At 46.0% G+C, this 21963-nt stretch carries 14 protein-coding genes; 3 read left to right on the forward strand and 11 right to left on the reverse strand.

What is annotated here, in order from left to right; genetic code table 11:
- Positions 1-59: 59 nt before the first annotated feature.
- Positions 60-2774: a leucine--tRNA ligase gene (gene leuS, locus JMY01_RS02565; protein WP_201574088.1), complete on the reverse strand. Its 2715-nt coding sequence runs from the start codon at positions 2772-2774 to the stop codon at positions 60-62.
- 207 nt (positions 2775-2981) lie between these two features.
- Between leuS and JMY01_RS02570 the strand changes: the two genes are divergently transcribed.
- Entirely contained in the window at positions 2982-3347 is a 366-nt protein-coding gene (locus JMY01_RS02570; RefSeq protein ID WP_201574089.1) for a Spx/MgsR family RNA polymerase-binding regulatory protein, read from the forward strand.
- A gap of 86 nt (positions 3348-3433) precedes the next feature.
- Here the strand turns inward: JMY01_RS02570 and argB are convergent, their stop codons facing one another.
- From argB to JMY01_RS02620, 10 genes are all read right to left on the reverse strand, one after another.
- Positions 3434-4345, reverse strand: coding sequence for an acetylglutamate kinase (gene argB, locus JMY01_RS02575; protein WP_201577094.1), 912 nt, complete (start codon positions 4343-4345; stop codon positions 3434-3436).
- Positions 4346-4476: 131 nt separating this feature from the next.
- Positions 4477-6405 carry a phosphomannomutase gene (locus JMY01_RS02580; RefSeq protein WP_201574090.1) on the reverse strand — a complete coding sequence of 643 codons (1929 nt, stop codon included), beginning with the start codon at positions 6403-6405 and terminating at the stop codon, positions 4477-4479.
- 138 nt (positions 6406-6543) lie between these two features.
- Positions 6544-7008, reverse strand: a complete 465-nt coding sequence (gene dut / locus JMY01_RS02585) for a dUTP diphosphatase (protein WP_201574091.1) — start codon at positions 7006-7008, stop codon at positions 6544-6546.
- Between the two features lie 87 nt (positions 7009-7095).
- Positions 7096-8499: a magnesium transporter gene (gene mgtE / locus JMY01_RS02590; protein ID WP_201574092.1), complete on the reverse strand. Its 1404-nt coding sequence runs from the start codon at positions 8497-8499 to the stop codon at positions 7096-7098.
- Positions 8500-8611: 112 nt separating this feature from the next.
- Entirely contained in the window at positions 8612-10645 is a 2034-nt protein-coding gene (locus JMY01_RS02595; protein WP_201574093.1) for a UvrD-helicase domain-containing protein, read from the reverse strand.
- A gap of 326 nt (positions 10646-10971) precedes the next feature.
- Positions 10972-11979 (reverse strand): porphobilinogen synthase, encoded by a 1008-nt coding sequence (gene hemB, locus JMY01_RS02600; RefSeq protein WP_201574094.1) that lies wholly within the window; start codon positions 11977-11979, stop codon positions 10972-10974.
- A 228-nt stretch (positions 11980-12207) separates the two neighbouring features.
- Positions 12208-14049: an efflux transporter outer membrane subunit gene (locus JMY01_RS02605; RefSeq protein ID WP_201574095.1), complete on the reverse strand. Its 1842-nt coding sequence runs from the start codon at positions 14047-14049 to the stop codon at positions 12208-12210.
- Positions 14046-17276 (reverse strand): efflux RND transporter permease subunit, encoded by a 3231-nt coding sequence (locus tag JMY01_RS02610; protein ID WP_201574096.1) that lies wholly within the window; start codon positions 17274-17276, stop codon positions 14046-14048. Before JMY01_RS02610 ends, JMY01_RS02605 begins: the two co-directional genes overlap by 4 nt.
- 35 nt (positions 17277-17311) lie before the next feature.
- Complete coding sequence (locus tag JMY01_RS02615; protein WP_201574097.1) at positions 17312-18712, reverse strand: efflux RND transporter periplasmic adaptor subunit; 1401 nt, start codon at positions 18710-18712, stop codon at positions 17312-17314.
- Between the two features lie 763 nt (positions 18713-19475).
- A complete protein-coding gene (locus tag JMY01_RS02620) occupies positions 19476-20501 on the reverse strand; it encodes a polyprenyl synthetase family protein (RefSeq protein WP_201574098.1) in 1026 nt (341 codons plus the stop codon).
- Between the two features lie 490 nt (positions 20502-20991).
- On the opposite strand from JMY01_RS02620, the gene rplU reads away from it, so the two are divergent.
- Positions 20992-21303 carry a 50S ribosomal protein L21 gene (rplU, locus tag JMY01_RS02625; protein ID WP_201574099.1) on the forward strand — a complete coding sequence of 104 codons (312 nt, stop codon included), beginning with the start codon at positions 20992-20994 and terminating at the stop codon, positions 21301-21303.
- A gap of 105 nt (positions 21304-21408) precedes the next feature.
- The gene (rpmA, locus tag JMY01_RS02630) at positions 21409-21666 is read left to right on the forward strand and encodes a 50S ribosomal protein L27 (RefSeq protein ID WP_201574100.1); all 258 of its coding nucleotides are present in this window, start codon (positions 21409-21411) and stop codon (positions 21664-21666) included.
- Positions 21667-21963 lie beyond the last annotated feature (297 nt).

Consider the following 21963-nt stretch of genomic DNA (forward strand, 5'->3'; position numbering starts at 1 on the left):
TTATTTTTGATAAAAAGGCTAGAAACACTAAGTGTCAATGTTTCGATGCTTCAATTAGCCTAGCCTGCAACCACAATATTTACCAGCTTATTTGGCACGACGATTTCTTTTTTGATCTCACCCGTAAGGAATTTTGCCACACTCTCAATAGCGCGCGCCTGAGCTTTTAGCTGTTCAGGGTCGCTATTAGGCGCCACATCCATCTTACCACGTACCTTACCATTGACCTGTACCACCATGGTCACCGTATCTTGTACCAAAGCGCTGGCATCAACGGCTGGATAAAGCATGGTGACAGTGTCGATACCTAGCTGCTCAAGTAAGTATTCACCAACGTGCGGGGCATAAACTGACAGCATAATGAGCAAATCGACAAGTGCTTCGTGTTGTACTTGCAGGTCTTGCTCGTTACTGGCTTTAAAGCTGCTTAGCTCGTTGGCAAGCTCCATTAAACTTGAGACTGGCGTGTTGAGTGCCAAACGCTCGCCCAAATCGCTATCAATCTTGGCAACGGTCTCATGAGTCTTACGGCGCAAGTTTTTGGCCGCTTTGCTTAAGCCGTCGGTGTCTAATGCAGTTGTATTTAGCGTATCAAGCGCTAGGTTTGCGGTAGTCAGCGCTTGCATATGGTCAGTAGCGATGCGCCATACTTTTTTGACGAAGTTATAAGGGCCTTTTAGGGCATCATCAGACCATTCAAGCGTTTGATCTGCTGGCGCGGTAAATAGCGTATATAGACGCACCGTATCAGCGCCGTATTGATCAATCGTCGTTTGTGGGTCGACGCCGTTGTTTTTTGACTTCGACATCTTTTCGATTTTACCGATAGTCACTGGCTGTCCATCTGCTTTTAGGATGGCCTTAATCGGTTGTCCACGCTCGTTGTAGTCAATATCGATATCAGCTGGGAAGTAGTAAGTGGTACTACCATCTGCATTGACACGGTAGAAAGTACCAGCCAATACCATCCCTTGAGTCATCAAGTTAGCAAATGGCTCATCACCTGAGACCAGTGACTCATCACGCATCAACTTATGGAAAAAACGCGCATAAAGCAGATGCATCACGGCGTGCTCTACACCGCCGACGTACTGATCGACTGGCAACCACTTATTAGCAGCAGACTTGTTGACCATGTTTTGAGTGTCTTGTGGACTGGCAAAACGAGCATAGTACCAGCTCGATTCAACAAAGGTATCAAAGGTGTCAGTTTCACGCTCAGCTGGATTGCCACATTTTGGGCAAGTGGTATTCACAAACTCTGGCATGTTTTTTAGAGGGTTGCCACGACCATCAGGGACGACGTCAGTCGGTAGTACGACGGGTAGGTCTTGCTCTTCGACAGGTACGTTGCCGCAATGCTCACAGTTAACCATTGGGATAGGGCAGCCCCAATAGCGCTGGCGAGATACACCCCAATCCCGCAGACGGTACTGGATTTTTTTATTGGCAAGACCTTGCGGCTCAAGTTTGGCGAGCATGGCCTCAAAGACTTGCTTAAAGTCCATTCCATCGAACTCGCCTGAGTTTATTAAAGTATTGCGTTCTGTATAAGCAAGGTTTGGCTCAGAACCATCCGCCTTGGCTTCGGCGATAATAGACTCAGCATAACCATCAGGGGACTGAATAACGTGTTTGATAGGTAAGTTGTATTTGGTTGCAAACTCATAATCACGTTCATCATGAGCAGGAACGGCCATCACTGCGCCTGAACCATAGCTCATCAGTACGTAGTTTGCGACCCAAACAGGTATTTCTTCACCCGTTAGCGGATGGGTAACCGTAAGGCCCGTGTCCATGCCTACTTTATCCGCTTTGGCAAGATCAGCCTCAGCCACTGAGCCTTTTTTGCAAGCAGTACAGAAATCAGCAATGGCTTTATTGTTTTCAGCCGCATATTCAGCCAAAGAATGCTCTGCTGCGACAGCGACATAAGTCACACCCATCAGGGTGTCAGGACGAGTAGTAAAGACGTCTAAGGTGTTCGTTTCACCTGCAATATTGTATGGGAAATGAACTTCCATACCCGCGCTACGGCCAATCCAATTGCGCTGCATGGTCAATACTTCAGAGGGCCAGTGGCCTTCAAGTTGGTTTAGATCATCAAGTAGCTCATCGGCGTAATCGGTGATATTGAAGTAGTACATAGGGATGTCGCGCTTTTCGACCAGCGCGCCACTACGCCAGCCTTTACCGTCAATGACCTGCTCGTTGGCCAATACGGTATTGTCAATGGGATCCCAGTTGACTGTGGCTAGTTTTTTGTACACCAAGCCTTTTTTGTACAATTGCAAAAACAACCACTGCTCCCACTGATAATACTCAGGGCTACAGGTAGCAAATTCACGTGACCAGTCAATGGATAGACCCAACAACTTGAGCTGTGCACGCATGCTATCAATATTTGCAAACGTCCATTCGGCAGGTGGCGTCTGGTTGGCAATGGCAGCGTTTTCGGCTGGCAAGCCAAAGCCATCCCAGCCCATTGGCTGCATGACGTCATAGCCTTTGAGGCGATAATAACGGCTCAGTACGTCAGAGATCGTATAGTTACGCACGTGCCCCATATGTAGCTTACCGCTTGGATAAGGGAACATGGAGAGCATATAACGGCTTGGCTTATCGCTTGGCTCATTACTCACGTCAAAGCGTTTGTCAGTCGCCCACTTGGCTTGCTGCTGCGCTTCGATTAGCTGCGGTTGATAAGACTCAATACCTGCATCAGTGGTGTTTGATTGTTGATTATTGGTTTGGGTGGTTTGCAAGTTGCTCATTGTCGGCTCAAATTGGTTAACACAGATAAAAGGGTGAATTTTTACAATGCCATAGCATAGCGTAATTTGGCGAAAATTGCGATGATATGATAGTTTGCCTGCTCGATAAGTTTGTGGTTAAAAAAGGCCTATGGTTGACGTTAGCGTCTACATTTCGCCAGTGTTAGGTATAATGAGATGAATAATGATAATTGACTTGGAGCTTATATGACCATCACTATTTACGGTATCAAATCATGCGGCACGATGAAAAAGGCCTTTACTACCCTTGACGAGCTAGACGTAAGCTATGATTTTCATGATTATAAAAAACAAGGTATCGAGAAATCTAGCATACAACGCTGGGTAGAGGAGCTTGGTATTGATAAAGTATTGAATAAGCGCGGCACCACATGGCGCAAACTAACCGATGAGCAAAAGCAGACAGCTGATGCAAGTGTAGACACCGCCATTGATTTGCTGGTAGAGAATACCAGTATGATTAAACGACCAATTGTAGAAGGCGAGGTCGAAAACCAGTCGATACTATTATGTGGCTTTGACGAAGCCGAATACCATAAAGCTTTTTCATAAAAGATGCTGTTTTAGTCGACTATAAAAAATCCCGAGCTTAGATCTTAAGCTCGGGATTTTCGTGTTACATGCTTTATTTAATATTTCTAGCTGAACGAAGTATCCAAATCACGGCTGATAAGCGTACCAACCCCTTCGTTGGTGAAAATCTCTAATAGCGTTGCATGTGGCACACGGCCATCGACAATGACGGCGCTTTTGACGCCACTACGTACCGCATCAAGCGCGCACTGAATCTTAGGAATCATGCCACCTGAGATCGTACCATCTTCGATTAGGCTATCGACTTTCTTTGGCGTTAGGCCGGTCACGACTTTGCCATCACGACCCAAAACGCCTTTGATATTGGTTAATAGCATCAGCTTTTCTGCTTGTAAAAACTCCGCAACTTTCCCAGCGACCAAGTCAGCATTAATATTATAGGTATTGCCGTCTTCATCAACCCCAAGCGGTGCAATCACTGGAATGAAGTTAGAAGCGATGAGCATATTAATCACATCTTTATTGACGCTGACCACCTCACCAACGAAGCCTAAATCTATAGGCGTCGTCATGCCTTTTTCATCAGTTTTTTCTACCATAAGCTTTTTGGCTTGAATAAGGTTGGCATCTTTACCGGTCAGCCCAATGGCGCTGCCACCATGCTTGTTGATGAGGCTAACGATAGACTTATTAACTCCGCCGCCCAGTACCATCTCGACGATGTCCATGGTGCGTTTATCCGTCACGCGCATGCCGTCAATACGGTCAGACTGGCGCCCCAGCTCTTTTAGTAAGTTGTCAACTTGCGGGCCACCGCCATGTACGACTACTGGATGTAGACCGACCGTTTTTAACAGCACGATATCGCGTGCAAACGAGCTTTCTAGAGCAGGGTCGGTCATCGCATTACCGCCATATTTCACCACGATCAACTTGCCGACAAAGCGTTGGATATAAGGCAAGGCTGTGGTTAATACTTCAGCGGTAATCTTGGCGTCATCTAAATTAAGCGACATCATGCTCTCCTAAAACATCGGTATAAAAACAGGTCAAAAGTAAGGGTTTAGAGTAAGTATTTAAAGTATCCATGCAAGCTAGTAAATAGCATTATATATAAGAATCATTTATGCGAATCATTATTATTACATTATTCAGGTCGGACAGTCGCAATCTGCTCAGCTATTTGACTGTCGAACACTTGGCATAACTCTACAAAGCGTGACTGCACATATTGCATATCCGCTAAGCTATCTCCTGCAAAGCGCACTGTGAGACTGTGGCTGGTATTTGACTGACGTACGACACCAAACCCATGGCTGAAGTCTAAGCGCACCCCATCAATACGAGACAGGCGTGTTCCTGCTGGTAATAGTTGCTGCGCTTGTGCTTTTGTGATTGGCTGTAGCCCCTTAAAACACTGGCATGCTGAATTGTCCAAAGCAGCTGTTGGTAGTGCGAGTTTCTGCGAATGATCGGCAGGTATCGCAGCAGGTTGAGCGCCAGCACCCTCATTCAGAGACTGTAAATAATGACAAAGCGTTGCCAAATGCTCAACGAGCGAGCAAGAGTCAGAAGTATTTTCGGGCAATGGCAAATAAGTGTCAGAAGTATTGACCAAAACGGGTAGATACTGCGTGATATCAGTCAGCCGATAAGGCAGGCTTGCTCTTTTAGGTGCACCCCATGAATCGGCGTTGAGAGGTAAAGTAGAATGACTAGAGGTGTTAATATTTGCATGAAAAAAGGCAGTGATATTTGATTCTACTATCGTCGATACTAACCAATGTATTAGCCGTAGTCCAGCATACATCGCATCATCATAAACAATGAAGTAACTGTCATTAAAAATAAAATGACCTGATAATTCACCAGCAAATATCGCTTGGCTATAATCAGACTGTAGCTGCTGCCGCATAATACTGCTGCCGGTCTTGTTCATCGTTGGCAGCGCGCCATTTTTTTTGAGTAGGCGTGGCAGATGATGAGAGCATTTAACATCAAATAAAACCTGCGGTGCGTCTGATGTTTGAGAAGGGTTAGGGCGTTCAGAGATTGCTACTTGTGCTAATAGATATAACAGATGATCAGGGGTGACGACCTTGCCTCTATTATCAACGACCATTAGTCTGTCACCATCACCATCAAACGCCAGACCGATATCGGCTTCGTTGACAATGACAGTTTGTTGCAGCTCGGCCAGACGGTTGGGCTCAGTAGGGTCGGGGTTGCCAGCGGGGAAACTGCCGTCAGGCGTATCATTGAGTATGATAACTCGCTGGCAAAACTGTGCGAATAATGGCTGAGCGATATTGCTGGTTGCTCCATGCATACAGTCAATAACAACCGTCAAATCGAGCTTGTCAGTTGAGCTGTTGTGCTGGTTCGTACTGCCATTTTGTTGTTTGATATGTGCAAATACTTGTGTAATCGCTTCAATATAAGTGTCCACGACAATCTCGGACGGTAAGTTAACAATGCTGCTGGTAGGGGAGCTAGAGGAGCATTCATCACTTGACTCTAAAGACAGGAGTTTCGACTTGTTTTTTTTCTGAGAAATGTTGGGTTTTGATGGGTTAATAACCGTTAAGCTATGATAGAAGTCTTGAATATCTTCGCTACTAGGAGAGCTTTTATTCACTAGCCATTTGATACCTAGGGTGTTTTTTTCTGAATGGCTGGCAGTCACCATAATGCCGTGGCCATCATATCGCTGTGCCCAAAACACCATCATCGGCGTGGTAATGAGTCCCAATTGTACAACGGTCAATCCGTTTTGGCTCAAAATATTGGCAAGCATGTGCGCAATATCGTCACTACCAAAGCGGACATCATAACCAATGACTACAGTCGTGGTTGCACGTTTAGTATCATTGGATTGAGAGTTTGTATGAGCCAATGCACTGTTTTTAAGCTGTTTTTTTTCTTTATGTCTTGTTTGTGAAAGGCTGTGTTGCGTTTGATAGAGATGCGCGAAAGCCATTCCCAGCGCTTGAATAAATTCAGTCGTAAAGTATTGACGATCACCGCGAATGTCATAAGCACGAAATAGGGGGAGCTGTGCAGCAAAGGTCGGCATGACTACAATCTCCTTATTTCCCTATGTAAGAGTAAAGCGGCAAAGCAATCAAATAGCCTGCCGCTGCTGCGAATGTTCAGTATTATTGCTGCAAGATAACGGTTTTGATATAAAGGCTTTAATATAACTGTTTTTAGCTTATTGACGACCTGAGTGGCCAAAACCGCCTGCACCGCGCGCGCTTTCATCGCTGAATTCTGAGACCACTTCAAACTCAGGGCGAGCGACTGGCACTACAATGTATTGTGCCATACGTTCCGCAGGATTAAGTATAAAATCTTGACTACTGCGGTTCCAAATACTGACCATCAGCTCGCCTTGATAGTCTGCATCGATAAGTCCCACTAGATTGCCTAGTACGATTCCATGTTTATGACCAAGGCCTGAGCGTGGCAGAATCATGCCAGCATAGTTAGGATCTTGGATGTACACTGCCAGACCTGTGCCTACTAAATGCGTCGCGCCTGCCTTAATCGTTAGCGGCTCATCAATACAGGCGCGCAAATCTATACCAGCCGAGCCATCGGTCGCCCGTGTTGGTAGAGAAAAAGCCTCATCTTGGGTAAGTTTTGGATTCAGAACTTTGACTTGTACAGCTTGCATAACACACTCACTTTAGGTTTTAGCAGGTTAGATAAATTGGGGTAAATGTTGATTCTGATATTGGCTATTTGTCATTGGTTATGAGAGTTATAGGATTAATACGCTGGCCAGTCCCAAGAACGACATAAAGCCGACGATATCTGTCACGGTGGTTAAAATAACCGAGGCGGATAGGGCAGGGTCAATATTCATGCGTTTTAGGAGCAGTGGAATACTAATGCCCGAAACGTTAGCAGCAGTCATATTGATGGCGATTGCCAAGCCAACGACCGCACTGATCTTGATATCATGAAACCACAATTGGGCGATAAACGCCATGATTATCGCCCATATCGTACCGTTTATCGCGCCGACCCACAGCTCTTTGTTCAGTAGCCATAGGCGGTTGGAGCCACCAATTTGACCCATCGCTATACCACGAATGACGACTGTTAATGTTTGCGAGCCAGCGATACCGCCCATACTGGAAACCACGGGCATTAAAATCGCCAGCGCCACCACTTTTGCCAACACCGCCTCAAACTGACCGATGACCGCCGCCGCCAATAGGGCGGTACACAGGTTGATACCGAGCCAGATACTACGGCTTTTGGCGCTGGTCAAGATAGGGGCAAACAGCTCCTCATCTTGGCTGACACCCGCGAGGTTTTTCATGGTGCTATCGACATCATCTTGGATAATTTCCATGATGTCCTCGCCATTCAACTGACCGACCAGCTCGCCATGGCTGTTAATAACGGGGGCAAAACGAATGTCTTCTGAGCGAAAAATCGCCGCCGCATCGGTGATATCGAGGCGATCATTGATGGTGATAGCAGGGTCGATAAGCTCTGAGACCAAAGTGGTTTGATCATGTTTGATCAAATCCACCAAGCTTAGCAGCCCAAGCAACTGCTGGCTTTGATCGACGACCAACAGCTCTTGGCTTTCGTCATCGAGCAGATCGTCATTGGCGCGCAGCCAGTCTTGTACCTCAGCCAGCGTAATGTCGTCTCTGACCTGAATGGTATCAGGGTCCATATAGCGACCGACTTCCCAATCGGCATAGGTGTCGAGTTTATTGACCTGCACACGGATATCTTCGTCCAGCGTCGCCATCACCGAGGTGCGGACGCTGTCGGTCACCGTGTCCAAAATCTCCGAGATGTCTTGGGCATCTAGATCTTGTGTAAACAGCGATATCTCTTTGGATGAGATGTTTTCCATCAACGGCTGGCGCGTATCGACTTCTAGCTCGGCCAACACCTCACCTTTGATATTATCGGGTACTTGCTCCCAAATCAGCAGGCGGTCTTGTGTTGGAAAAGACTCAAGTAAGCTGGCAATTTCATATTCTGATTGCTTTTCTAAAAACGCGGTAATGTCCTCAAATGCCCTGTCAGCCACCAGACTTTGTAGATACAGCAGCTTGTACTCAGCGCTATACTCTGCAGGATTGTAATCCCCTTGCAGGGTCGATGGTCGTTCTTGTTCAGGCGGTGGCGTAGGCATAAAGGTTCCAAAGTTTTTAGAAAGTATAAATAATAACAAACACTAAAATGTCGAATAAGTGCTAATTTCTCATGTCGCTAACTGGTGATGCTCTCAAGCGCTAAGCCTAACGCTAACGATTACCCAATAACGCTCGAATATTCGCCAAATACTCATCAGCGACGGCTTCTGGGTTTTTGGTGGCTTTTTTCTTTTTGGCTTTGGCTGGCCAGTCGATATGGTCTTCTGGTAACTCCTCTAAAAACCTTGATTCCGAGGTCACGCGCATCTGTCCACCAGCACGGCGCTGAGTGGCGAGAGTGAGAGTGAGCTCACGACGGGCGCGGGTAATACCCACGTACATCAAGCGTCGCTCTTCTTCGACCGTCTCGCTTAGGATAGAGTTTCGGTGCGGTAGCATCTCTTCCTCTAAGCCCATGATATAGACAAAGTCAAACTCCAAGCCTTTTGCTGCATGCAAAGTCATGAGGTTTACTTTATTGGTGTTTTCTTCTTCTTGTTGCTGCTCGAGCATATCGAGCAACACCAGCTTACGAATGATGGTATCGATGGTACGATCTTCGTCTTCTTCAGCGCGGTTAATCAAAGACTGAATACTGGTATAGAGCATATCAATATTATCAATACGGTTTTTTTCTTGTTGCGGCGTTTTTGAGTCGCTGCGTACAAAGTCGATATAACCGGTCTCATCAATCATCTGGCGCACGATAGGGACTGGATCAGGGTGCTGATCTAGCTCACGGGTATAGTGCTCAATAAAATCGCCAAACTCTTTTAAGGTACCATAAGCTTTGCTCGGTAATACATGGCTCAAACCACCATGCGTACAGGACGCTAGCAGAGAAATGCTGTGCTCTTGTGAGAACAGTCCTAATTTTTCTAGAGTCGCTGGTCCCATTCCGCGTTTGGGCGTGTTGATAATGCGCAAAAAAGCACTGTCATCTTCAGGGTTTAATATCAGACGCAGATAGCCCATGATGTCTTTGATTTCACTACGGGCAAAAAACGATTGACCGCCAGAAAGCTTATAAGGCACTTGCAGCTGACGCAGCTGTGCTTCTAACATCCGCGCCTGAAAGTTACTGCGATAAAGGACGGCGTATTGCTCCCATTCATTACCAAAGCGCAGTTTATGAGTGACGATCTCTTTTGCCACGCGCTCGGACTCATCGTCGTCATTACGGCAGTTAATAATACGGATTTTTTCGCCTTGACCTTTATCTGACCAGAGCTTTTTTTCAAATAAATGCTCATTATTGGTAATGACCGCGTTGGCAGAGGTCAAAATACGCGTGGTTGAGCGGTAGTTTTGCTCAAGCATCACAATTTTAAGCTTAGGGAAGTCTTCTTTGAGTAATGCCATGTTTTCAGGTTTGGCACCGCGCCACGCATAGATAGATTGGTCGTCATCGCCAACGACAGTAAAGCGTCCTTGCGGTCCAACCAAGTACTTAATCATTTCATATTGTGCGGTATTGGTATCTTGATATTCATCGACCAGTAAGTAGCGGATACGGTTCTGCCACTTATCGCGTAGCTCTCTGTTTTCACGCAAAATCTTAGTCGGTAGCACAATTAAGTCATCAAAATCGACGGCATTATAAGCGCGTAGATTGCGCTCATATAGCGCATACAAGGTGGCAAAAATCATGTCTTCTGGATCTTCTAAGGTCTCCATTGCCTGATCTGGCTCAATGAGGTCGTTTTTCCAGTCAGAGATCATCTTAATGGCTTTGCCGACCAGTTCGCGACTTTCAGCACCGCTTAAATTGTCACGCATCATCAGCTCCATCAACAAGCGCTTGCTGTCATCGCTGTCCATGATGGAGAAGTTGCCCTTTAAAGGCGTGTGAATCAGCTCATAACGTAAAAACTGTAGTCCGAACTGGTGAAAGGTTGATACCGTTAATCCGCGGGTCTTTTCGCTAGGCAGGAGCTTGCTGACCCGCGCTTTCATTTCACGGGCGGCTTTGTTGGTAAAAGTCACCGCCGTGATGCGCTCGGCTGGCATGTTGCACTCTTCGATAAGATAGGCAATTTTGCGGGTGATGACTGAGGTTTTACCCGAGCCTGCCCCAGCCAAGACGAGCAGAGGTCCGGATACGTAGAGCATGGCTTCTTGTTGTCTAGGATTGAGTTGACTCATAAAATGACCTGTAAGGCAAAAGCTAAAGGGAAATATAATCTAAAGGAAAGTATAAACTGAGGCGAGAGGGTTGATCACGCCTTAATATTAGTAAGAAAATTCGGCAGATAGCGTAAGGTGGCCATCAAAATTAGGTTGGTTATTATAAAGCAAAATGGATACTTTTGGGTAGGAGATGGAGAATGGCTATTCACATTAAGGTGTCGCTAAGGATATTAGGTTCTGTTTGATTATTCGACCTTGGCACTGACAGACCCTAAACTCTCGTCTACGGACAGACACTTGTAGACGAGAGAAGGTAATATTTCTAAAAAACTAACACAACACTAAGCGTTATTTAACTGACGTGCTGCTTCAAGGGCAAAATAGGTCAAAATACCATCGGCACCCGCACGGCGGAAACCAATTAATGATTCTAAAATGACCGCATCGCTGAGCCAGCCGTTTTGGATAGCAGCCATGTGCATCGCATATTCACCAGAGACTTGATAAGCAAAGGTCGGTACACCAAAGGTATCTTTGACTTCACGAATCAGATCTAGATACGGCTGACCAGGCTTGATCATCACCATATCTGCACCTTCGTTAATGTCCATCGCCACTTCATGTAATGCTTCGGCGCGGTTACCAAAGTCCATCTGGTACTGTTTTTTGTGCCCACCTTTTAAGTTGCCAGCACTACCGACCGCATCACGGAATGGACCATAATAAGCAGACGCATATTTGGCAGAGTAGGCCATAAGAGCGGTATTGACAAAGCCCTCGCTCTCAAAAGCATCGCGCATGGCTCTGATACGGCCATCCATCATATCGCTAGGAGAGATGATATCAGCCCCAGCACGCGCATGGACGAGAGCTTGTTTGACGAGTACTTCAACAGTGGCGTCGTTTACCACGTAGCCGCTGTCATCAAGTAAGCCATCTTGGCCATGTGACGTATAAGGGTCGAGCGCCACATCTGTCATCACTACCATTTCTGGCACGGCATCTTTGACTGCTTTCACTGCACGTGCGGTTAGGCCGTTTTCATCGTAGGCCGCTTTGCCATCTGGTGTTTTTAATGCGTTATCAATGACTGGGAAGATGTCGATGGTCAGCACGCCTTCGCTCAATAGCTCTTTGGCATAGTCAATCAGCAAGTCGATTGATAAGCGTTCAACCCCTGGCATACTGGCTATCTTTTCGCGCTGGTTATCACCTTCTAACACAAATACTGGCGCGATAAAATGTTTGGGATGAAGTTCAACTTCTCTGATCATCGCCCGTACACTATCGTTATAACGCAGGCGGCGTAGGCGAGTTTCGGGGAATTGGCGGTTAAAGGTATAAGACATAATCGTTCCTTATTATATTTTCAATAATTGTCATTTCAACATCTTTGCTTTCATTAAATCAAGCATCTTGAAAGCGTAGCATTTTTTATAAAATGAATGTGCATCAAAGGGTATTTCAATAGAGTGAGACTACTATAACCAAAAGCAGCCTACTAAAGCAAAAAGCCCCACCAAGGCGGCAGGGCTAGTTGTCAGGTATTTCTCATCTACCAAGCATTTTACGACTACCTAAGGTTCGATGATCTGCGTTACTGGTACCTGTTCAACAGTATTCTCTTTCAGAGTAACTTCTTCAGTGACCACTCCAACAGCCGCATCTGCTTGGCCATCCTGATTGATATCAACGGCAGCAGTCGGTCTAAAGGTCGATTTGGTCACTGTTTCAGACTGTTTAATCGCCTGAGCTTCTTGTGGAGACGCTACCCGTGCTGAGCTTGCTGCATCAATGACATAAGCGGCTTTCGCTTCTGCACTGTTTGCAGGCAAGTTTGCAATTTGGGCGAGGTTGGTATACTGCGCCGCAGGAATAACTTCTGGCACATCAAGATTGGCACCGCCACCAAGCGCTTGGTATAGCTCAATTTGGCTGACGATTTTCTGTAGTTCCAAATCTAAAATACCTTGCTGAGTTGAGAACAACGAGCGCTGCGCATCGAGCACATCTAGATAGTTTGAGATACCTGCTTTGAAGCGCGCATCTGCTATCTGATAAGTCTGCTCAAAGTTATCTTGCAGACGATACTGTGCTTGTAGCTGATCTCCTAATGTCGCTCGGGTAGCAAGCACATCCGACACTTCACGGAATGCCGTTTGGATAGACTTTTCGTAGTTTGCAAGGGTTTGCTCACGTTCGATTTTTGCCACGTCATAATTGGCGTCTAAGCGGCCAGCATCAAAGATTGGCACACTGATGCTTGGACCGAACGACCAACCGACTGAGCCACTCTTGAACAAGTCGTCCAAACTGCCACTACTCACCCCAACACTGCTAGCAAGGCTAATAGAAGGAAAGTAAGAGGCACGTGCGACGGCGATGTTAGCGCCAGCCGCTTTGAGGTTGTACTCAGCTTGCAGTACATCTGGACGATAGCGTAGGAGCTCACTTGGTAGACCAGCGCTAAAGACTTCATGGGTGGTGATATTACTGACTGCAGGCGTTGGAATAAGCTCACCTGGAATAGGGCCACCGACCAAGAATTGCAGCGCGTTACGTGATTTCAAAATGCTGCTTTGTGCACGCAGTACGGCAAGCTTGGCGTTTTCTAAAGAAGCACTGGCTTGTAATGACGGTAGCTTAGGGTCAATGCCGGCTTCAAAGCGCTTGTCAGCGATGAATAGCGATCTCTCACGACTCTCAACCGTGGCTTCAGCCAGCTTTAACTGTGCCATGCTATAGCTTAGATTGGCGTAGCTTTGAGCAATATTACTAATCAAGCTGATCTGGGTAGAGTCTTTTGCCGCAGTCGTTGCCAAAAAGTTCTGCAATGCTTGATCTTTTAGGCTAGAAATCTTACCCCAAAAGTCTAGCTCATAATTTGCCAACCCAAGCTGAACATTATAGCTATCACCAGTGTTTGTCCCTGTCGGACCTGAGGTACGTCTGCGAGAGTAGCCCGCCTGACCGTCAATAGTAGGCAGATCATTAATATCAGTGATTTGATATTGTGCGCGCGCTTTTTCGATCGCGAGGCGGGCACTTTCAAAGTCTTTGTTGTTTTCTAGACCTATTGCAATCAGCCCTTTTAGGCGCTCATCGCTATAGAAGTTTTGCCAACGCTGACTGGCAAGACTTGGTTGTTCAGAGGTACTAACGGTTTCTTTATCAAACGCTCCGTAGGCCTGTTCGATAGGAATGTTAGGCTCAGCAAGGACGGGGCGCATATCCGCTTTGGGAATGGTATTACATGCCGCCATGCTCATCGCCAATACTGTCAGGCCAAGCAGGCGTCCACCGTTTTTGCGCATCTGTGCGGAGGAGGATGCTTCCTGTAGATTGCTCATAGTCGGCATGCTAGCAGTAGTCACTACTGCTGCAGCTGACTTGCTGGTAAAAATGGAACGAAAACTCATTGTGTATTATCTCCAAGGCTTACAGGCTGATAACTCTCAGGGGGCGTTGGACTTTGTGGGCCAGACGTACCGTTGTCATCATCTCTATTGTTTGGCTCATTGTTCTCATACTTATGCGGAAACATGCTGCGCACCCAGATATAGAACATAGGAATAAAGAAGATACCTAAGAACGTCGCGGTAATAACACCACCAACCACACTGGTACCAATAGCGTTTTGACTGCCTGAACCAGGACCTGTGGCGATGAATAATGGCACAACACCAAGTCCAAAGGCAAGTGAGGTCATGATAATCGGACGCAGACGTTGACGTGCCGCTGTCATGACGGCCTCTTTTAGGCTGTAACCTTCTTCTTGGTGCTCTTTGGCGAATTCAATAATCAAAATAGCATTTTTAGCGGATAGGCCAACGACTGTGAGTAGACCTACTTGCAAGTAAATATCATTATTGAAACCGCGTAGCCATGTAAATATCACCGCCCCTAATACCCCAAGCGGGATAACCAATAGTACCGAGAAGGGGATAGACCAGCTTTCATACAAGGCGGCTAGACATAAGAATACCACTAAGATTGAAAGCGCATATAGCATCGGCGCTTGTGCACCTGACTTTTGCTCTTCAAGTGACATACCGGTCCATTCATAACCGACACCTTCAGGTAGCTTTTCCATCATCGCTTCCATCGAGCTCATTGCTTCACCAGTACTGAGACCGGGTGCGGCGCTACCTTGGATGTTCATTGACGGCAAGCTGTTGTAGCGGGTAAGACGCGGAGAGCCTGATTCCCACTCGCTACTAGAGAACGCATCGAATGAAATCATGTCACCCGTATCATTGCGCACATACCATTTGCCGATATCATCAGGGTTGGTACGGCTGCTTGGTTCACCTTGGACAAAGACGCGCTTAATACGACCACGATCGACGAAGTCATTGATATAGCTTGAGCCCCAAGCAGTAGAAATAACGCTATTAATGTTACCCATAGATAAGCCATAAGCAGCGGCTTGTTCTTGGTTGATATTGACTTTTAATTGCGGGGCATCTTCTTGACCGTTTGGACGTACACCAGCGACTTGCTCGTTCTGTGCAGACATACCGAGTAGCATATTTCGCGCTTCAAGGAGTCCCTCATGCCCGAGGTTGCCTGTATCCTGAATCATCAAGTCAAAGCCACTGGCGTTACCAAGCTCGGTAATCGCGGGTGGTACAATCGCAAACACTTGCGCCTCATTTAACTGAGTAAAGAAATATCCCATCGCACGGTCAGCGACGGCTTGCGCCGTATTTTCCTCTCCAGGACGATCATCCCAATCAGACAAGCGGACGAACGCCAGTCCCATGTTTTGACCTTGACCAGCAAAACTAAAGCCTGCAATGGTAAAGACTGAGGCAATATTATCGCCTTCTTGTGTGTCGTAATAGTTGCTGACTTTATCGAGCACATCTTGCGTTTCATCAAGCGTCGAACCAGCAGGCAACTGAACTAAGGTAAACATAATACCTTGGTCTTCTTCTGGCAAGAATGAGCCTGGAATACGTAAGAATACCACCGCCATAATACCGATGATGGCAGCGTAACCAATGAGGTATAACCATTTAAAACGGAAGCTCTTACCCACTGAGGTTTCGTATCTGCGGCTCATTTTGAAGAAGCTACGGTTGAACCAACCAAAGAAGCCTTTTTGCTCTTCAGTATTGCCTTTCTCATGGCTCTTGCTACGTTTTAGTAACGTCACACACAGCGCAGGGGTAAAGATAAGCGCGACCAATGCTGACAACACCATGGCAGTAATCAAGGTGATTGAGAACTGACGATAAATCACACCTGTTGAACCACCGAAGAAGGCCATCGGCACGAATACTGCTGATAGAATCAGGGCAATACCAATAACGATTTTACTAATCTCACGCATGGACTGGAATGTGGCGTCCTTGATAGAGATATGAGGGTCTTCTTCTAAGATACGCTCGACGTTTTCTACCACAACAATCGCATCATCGACCAATAGACCGATGGATAATACCATCGCAAACATGGTCAAAACGTTGATACTAAAGCCTGCAACATATAGCACAGCAAAAGTACCTAGTAGTACCACAGGGACGGCAAGAGTCGGGATGATGGTTGCACGCCAGTTCTGTAAGAAAATGAACATGACGATAAATACCAAGACAATCGCTTCGATTAGCGTCATGACAACCTGCTCGATAGACAAGCGAACGAATGGTGTGGTGTCATATGGTACGACAGAGGTTAGACCAGCTGGGAAGTTGGATTCTAGCTCAGCCATACGTGCGCCAACCGCTTCACGGGTCTCTAGCGCGTTAGCACCACCGGCCAACGAGATACCCAAACCGGCCGCTTCTTGACCGTTATATAGTGAGATAACACTGTAGTTTTCACTACCAATTTCGACATCGGCAACATCACCCAGGCGTACTTGAGCACCAGAGCTATCTGTTTTTAATAAGATGTTTTTGAATTCTTCAGGGGTTTGTAGGTAGCTCTGTACCGTTACAGTCGCGTTGATGACCTGTTGGTCGCTATCAGCAGGCGCTTGTCCTAACTGACCGGCAGAGACTTGTGCGTTTTGCGCACGTACTGCGTTGACCACATCCGATGGCACCATGTTGTAGCTACGCAGACGAGACGGGTCTAACCAAATGCGCATGGCATAAGCAGAACCGAACACCTGCACTTCACCAACACCCTCAACACGGCTTAGCTGGTCAACGACGTTTGAGTTGATATAGTCGGCGATATCCGCACGATCCATACCACCATCTTCAGAAATAAAGCCTTGCACCATTAAAAAGCTGCTAGAGGATTTATTGACGTTGACGCCTTGACGCTGTACCGATTCGGGCAGCGAGCTCATGGCGGCTTGTAGTTTATTCTGTACTTGTACCTGAGCGGTATCAGGGTCAGTACCGTTTTCAAACGTCAGCGTGACAGAAGCACCGCCATTCGAGGAGCTCGATGACGACATATACATCAGACCATCAAGGCCCTTCATACGCTGTTCGATAATCTGTACAACTGAGTTTTCGACGGTTTGTGCGTTAGCACCAGGATAGCTTGCACTCACTGAAATTGTCGGTGGTGCAATACGTGGATACTGTTCAATCGGCAGATTAATGACCGATATCACCCCGATGAGCATGACCAAAATAGCCAGCACCCATGCAAAAATAGGGCGAGTAATAAAAAAACGTGACATAGTATATCCCTAAGTCTTCCTATCTTTGAATGGAATTAGTTAGCAGCGGCTTCTGTTGATTTTTCGCTAGAAGTATCGTTACCAGCTGGCTTCTTATCCATCGTTTTGGCAGCTTGCTGCGGCGTTTTGGCGTCAGGAGCGTTTTGTGCAGAGGGTGCCGGATTGGCATCATTCTCTAGTGGTTTTACCACCACTTCTTGCTCAGGCTTAACCTTCGCACCACCAATCACAACCAATTTATCGCCTGCTTGCAAGCCATCAGTAACAACCCACTGTCCATCATATGTACCGTTAATGGTCACTGGACGTACTTGGATTTTGTTATTTTCGTCAGCGATGTAGACTTGCGTGTCACCCTTAGGCGTACGCATGACCGCGCTTTGCGGTACTAATGCAGCATTGGTGATGACGCTTTGCGTTAGACGTGCCGTGACATACATCCCTGGTAACAAGATATTGTTACTGTTCGGGAAAATAGCACGCAAGGTGACAGCACCCGTTGACTCATCAACTTTAGCTTCAGATAGCGCAAGCTTGCCGCGCACTGGATATACCGAGCCATCCTCTAGCACCAATTCAACAGAGTTCATACCTGGCTGCGCTTTGCCTTCAGCTATTTGTTGGCGTAGCTTTAGCAGCTCAGAAGATGACTGGCTGATATCGACATAGATGGGATCTAAGCGCGAGATGGTAACTAAGGGATCAGGCTGACCAGAGCTGACCAACGTACCAGCGGTCACGCTTGAGCGACCACTACGACCTGTGAGCGGGGCACGAACGATAGTACGATTGAGATTTAGAGCACTGGCATTCAAGTTGGCTTGTGCAGCCTGAATGTTGGCTTTTGAGCTTTCAATGCCTGCTTGGGTTTGTCCAACCGCTGCTTGGGCGCTCTGAACAGCCGCTTGCGCCGTACGCACTTGCGTCACCGCTTGGTCATATTGTTGTTTGGAGATCGCATCGATATCGACAAGCCCTTCTAGGCGTTGTAGATCGTTCTGTGCTTGTGCGAGTGATGCTTGACGACTGGCCAGCTCAGCTTTTGCATTGGCGTTGTTGGCCATCGCAGTTTGATAGTTGGCCTGAGCTTGCTGTACCGCTGCTTCACCGCTAGCAACAGACGAAGTATAGTTGTCGGTGTTGATTCGATAAAGAGGCTGATTCTTTTTGACATTGCTACCTTCACGGAACAAGATTTCTTCAATAACCCCATTCACCTGTGGACGGACGTCTGCAGTTTGATAGGCGGCAGTGCGTCCAGAAAAAGTATGTACTTGGGGGACAGTATCAAAGGTAACGGTCTGGACGTTGACGACGGCAGGCGGCATCTGCTGCTGTGCTTGCTCACCAGCGGCGCCCTCGTTTTTGTCACAGCCAACCAGTACAGCTCCAGATAGTACAGATGCTATTACAAGCGCAAGATAAGAGTGCTTCATCAATGTCCTCGTCAATAATATAGATGCGGTATAAGTAAAAGTTTAAAGGTCAATCTTAACGTCATGGATAGGGTTGTTCGTTATTAACTAATTGAGCATATTCAATTAGTGACCTGCTCTTAAGATAAATATTGGTAATATTCAGACCAATATAACCGTACATAATAAATATACATACTCAGAGCAGGTTAAGGATGCTGATATTCAATATCATAAAAAATTCTAGCGCCAAAAAACTGTTGCATACTCTATATAATAGGTCAAACCACATTATATTTTAAGCAGTTGACATCTGATCCACAGTTTATCAATCAAACCAAAATCAGACTAAAGCGTTATGAAACAGAGTCATGGTACTAAAAAAGCAACCATATAGTAGTTTTAGATAAATAAATTCAATCGATTATTATAAACTATGGGGTGTACCCTACAGTCAAGCACAAAAAGACAGCTCTTTATGCCTCAAAACCATCTTGCAACTCTTTGTAAATGAAGAGGAACATAGACAGTACAAGTGATACAGGAAACAATAGTGGCTTGAATTTTCTACGATTAACCGCCTTAAAAATTGTTAATTTTTGTTATATTGATTCATTAACTGACATTTTTTTATAGTTTTGAGCCTGATTTTTAGCAAAAACCTCATCGTACAGAAAACAGATGTTTTAGCAACATCTAAGTATTTTCGCTATTACATCCAGCCACAAGCTATTATTCTTGATTTAGTTTCAAGCTATCATTCTTGGCTTAATATCGTATTGAATTACAATAAACGCGCGCTAGCAAGTTCAGTCAATTGATACAGACCTTGACGGTAGCGATTGTCAGGCAGGGTGCTTAGTGCCTGCTGTGCCAGCGCGGTTTCTTCCAAGGCGCGCTTTTTACAATAATCTAACGACCCTGAACCCCGAACCAGTTCGATCAGCTGCTCAGCGTTTGGCGTTTTACCCGTTTGCACAGCGACTCGAAGCTGGTTGTAGCCGTCTTTGTCACTGTCTTTTAGAAGTTCAAGCGCTTTGATCGTAGGCAGAGTAGGCTTACCTTCAGCCAGATCGTCACCAAGGTTTTTGCCCATGAGCTCACTGTCACCGCTGTAGTCGAGGACGTCATCGATAATCTGGAAAGCATTACCAAAATGCTGACCAAAATCACCCAACGCCTGCAAGTATTCTGTTTTGTCCTGCAGTATCGCCGCGCCTTGAGTCGCCATCATAAACAGACGTGAGGTTTTGCCATCGATAATCCGCAAGTAATCCTCTTCGGTTGCCGCAGGATTATGCTGATGTTGCAGCTGCAATACTTCGCCCTCTGCGATATCACAAGTACCATCTGAGAAGACTTGTAGCAACGGCAAGCTTTGGAAACCGACCAGTAAGTTAAAGGCACGGGCAATCAGATAATCACCGACCAATACCGCAGTGGCATTGTCCCAAGTGGCGTTTGCCGTAGGTTTACCACGGCGTTGACCTGACTCATCAATCACATCGTCATGAACCAAGGTTGCGGTGTGCAACATCTCTGTGATGGCAGCCAGATGCATAGCCTGCTTGGAGGGAGCATCCTCAAACATGCGGGCACACAATAGAGTAATCAGCGGGCGCATACGCTTACCGCCAGCATTAATGACGTGCTGCGAGACGTTCATTACCAGCTGAACTTTGGAATTGAGGCTGCCAAAGACTTGTTTGTCCATAATCTCAAAATCATCAGCGACGATGCTTTGGATGTCGGCGTAGCTTGGCGTGGGTACAGAAGAAGTAGATGCGCTTGATAAAGAAGTGATGGTCATAATAGATAGTCGTATCAATAAAGGATAAAATAATGGCTTGATAATAGTCTTTTATAAGACTGTCAGTGTGCTTATAGTAGCATAGCTGCGTTATCAATTCGGTGATTAAAATAATGCTTAGACTAATAGTACATTGTAAGTTACTGATTATATGAGCTATAATAGCCGCACCTAAGCTTGGGTTTATAGTCAAAGTTTTTACTAAACTGGCTTTGGCGTTTATATTACCCTGAGTTTGCTTAGTCTTTGTGCGCTTAAGCAAGCGTTGGATGTCTTTAAACTCAAGATATCCTGTAGTAAGGTTTTAGCAAATCCTAGTTAGTTTTAGGTACTTTTTAGATACTATCACCAACTTTAAAAACAAGAAGAACGGCTTGCTTTTATGAGCAAAAAGCCGTAAAATCTTGCCTTTAATTTTTCCCTGTCGTGTTCGTCGTCGAAGTGTTGGTATAATATCAGCCACGGCACACGGGTTAAACGGAGTCAGACAATGTACGCAGTAATCAAAAGTGGTGGTAAACAGCACCGTGTAGTCGTCGATGAGCTTTTAAAAGTAGAATTACTAAAAGCAGAAAAAGGCGAAACTATCAAGTTCGAAGACGTGTTGATGGTTGTTAACGGCGATGATGTAAAAATCGGTCAGCCAGTCGTAGAAGGTGCTAGCGTAGAAGTGGAAGTGGTTGAACATGGTCGCGGCGAAAAAATCCGTATCGTCAAGCACAACCGTCGTAAGCATTATCACAAAGAGCAAGGTCACCGCCAATGGTACACCTTGTTAAAAATCAAAGCGATTAATGCCTAATTATTAGCGTAGCTGTTAACTTTTAGCTACTCATACACAATAGCGCACTAAAAGCTCAAGAGTTATCGCCATAGCGATAAGTCACATTAACAAGGAGATTTTCTCATGGCACATAAAAAAGCTGCCGGCTCGACACGTAACGGTCGTGATTCAAACCCAAAAATGCTCGGCGTAAAAATCTTTGGCGGTCAAGCCATTGTCGCTGGTAACATCATCGTTCGTCAACGTGGTACAGAATTCCACGCAGGCGAAGGCGTTGGCATGGGTCGTGATCATACTTTATTTGCCCTTAATGACGGTGTAGTGAAGTTTACGACCAAAGGTAAATTTAACCGCCGCTATGTGATGGTTGAAAGCGAGTAGTTTTCGCTCTCAATTTGTCTTATGTTATAATTTATATCATATAAAGTAAGACAGCTTGGAACATACAAAATCCCTATTGCTATTTGGCAGTAGGGATTTTTTGTGCCTGATTCTGAGTCGTTGGATGTTCAACACGTTTTAGCAAAGTGCAAAATATGATCAAAAAAACTGGTGTAACGGTATGCGTTACAAGCGCGTATGGCAGGTGTAGTATTGATTGCAATTCATGACTAGGCGCGTAATAAAAAAACTGGCACACTGTGGTCATTGGTTGGCAGCGCTATTTTATTAACATAT

Source organism: Psychrobacter sp. H8-1 (assembly GCF_904846575.1).
Classification (GTDB): domain Bacteria; phylum Pseudomonadota; class Gammaproteobacteria; order Pseudomonadales; family Moraxellaceae; genus Psychrobacter; species Psychrobacter fulvigenes.